We start from the raw sequence: 875 nt of genomic DNA, 5'->3' as shown, positions 1-875 counted from the left end.
CCAACGCGGCGCTGGCGGCCAACGCGCAGGTGATCGCGGTGCTGCGCCTCGTGGGGGCCACCGACGCCTACATCGCCCGCGCCTTCGTGCGGCGCTTCACCCTGCGGGCGCTTTCGGGCGCCGCGGTGGGGACGGTGCTGGGCATCGGGGCGGTGCTGCTGATGCCCCCGGCGGGCGAAACCGCGGGCTTCCTGACCGGGCTCGGCTTCCGGGGCTGGCACTGGGTGGTGCCGCTTCTGGTCCCGCCGCTGGCCGCGGCGGTGGCTTTCGTCGCAACCGCGGTGGCCGCGCGCCGCGTACTCGGAGGATTGAGCTGATGGGCTACGCGATCCAGTGGCTGCGCTCGCTGGTTTTTCTCGTCGCGATGTACGGTGGCATGGCGGTGATCGGCATCCTGTTCTTCCCGTGGGCGATGCTGTCGACCCACGGAGCGCGGGTTGCCTGTGTCTCCTGGAGCCGCTGGACGCGCTGGTGCGCCGCCTGGATGGTGGGACTGCGGACCGAGGTCCGGGGCACGCCGCCGACGGAGGAGGTGATCGTCGCCTCCAAGCACCAGAGCTTCCTCGACATCATCATGATCTTCAGCGCGGTGCCCGCAGCAAAGTTCATCATGAAGCGCGAGCTGCTCTGGGCGCCGGTCCTCGGCCAGTACGCGCTGCGGATCGGCTGCGTGCCGGTCAACCGCGGCAAGCGCGGGGCGGCCATCGCCAAGATGCTCAGGGACGTGTCGCAGGGCGCCGCCGCGCCCGGACAGCTGATCATCTACCCGCAGGGAACACGCGTCGCCCCGCAGGTGAAGATGCCCTACAAGGTGGGCGCGGCGCTGCTCTACCGCCAGTCCGGACAGCCCTGTGTGCCCGCCGCCACCAACGTCG

2 protein-coding genes are annotated in these 875 nt (G+C 71.0%); both read left to right on the top strand.

All coding sequences use genetic code 11. From position 1 onward, the window contains the following. A partial coding sequence (locus HC022_RS27720; protein WP_368484901.1) for an FtsX-like permease family protein occupies window positions 1–317 on the top strand: 317 nt, incomplete at its 5' end. After that, on the top strand, window positions 317–875 hold a 559-nt coding region (locus tag HC022_RS27715; protein ID WP_167454513.1), incomplete at its 3' end, for a 1-acyl-sn-glycerol-3-phosphate acyltransferase. The genes HC022_RS27720 and HC022_RS27715, both read left to right, overlap by 1 nt.

The organism is Salipiger sp. HF18, assembly GCF_011806505.1.
GTDB classification, from domain to species: Bacteria; Pseudomonadota; Alphaproteobacteria; order Rhodobacterales; family Rhodobacteraceae; genus Salipiger; species Salipiger thiooxidans.
This window is presented reverse-complemented; position numbering and strand designations above follow the sequence as displayed.